The following is a 249-nucleotide window of genomic DNA, read 5'->3' on the forward strand; positions in this document are numbered from 1 at the left end:
TGGACGCCTACCGACAGAGAGATTACGTTCGGCTGCAAAAGTGAAAAATATCTTTCTCGGCAAGAGTATTCTTCGCGCTGCGATGAAGTGAAAGACCAGATGGAAATTTTTCAGACTCTGTTCTTTCGCGGCGGCAAGCTTTCGGACTTTGGGCTTGACTACAAACCGGAGACTGACCCGGTGAAGTTTCGTCTATGCCTTCAAGCCCTGATGTGTTCGTTCGATCCGCCGCACGAAATGAAGGCGCTG

At 50.2% G+C, this 249-nt stretch carries 1 protein-coding gene; it reads left to right on the plus strand.

What is annotated here, in order from left to right:
• A partial coding sequence (locus tag KZZ04_RS20215) for a hypothetical protein (RefSeq protein ID WP_219424038.1) occupies nucleotides 1-249 on the plus strand: 249 nt, incomplete at both ends.

The organism is Pseudoalteromonas sp. CR1 (genome assembly GCF_019392235.1).
In the GTDB taxonomy this organism is placed as follows: Bacteria; Pseudomonadota; Gammaproteobacteria; order Enterobacterales; family Alteromonadaceae; genus Pseudoalteromonas.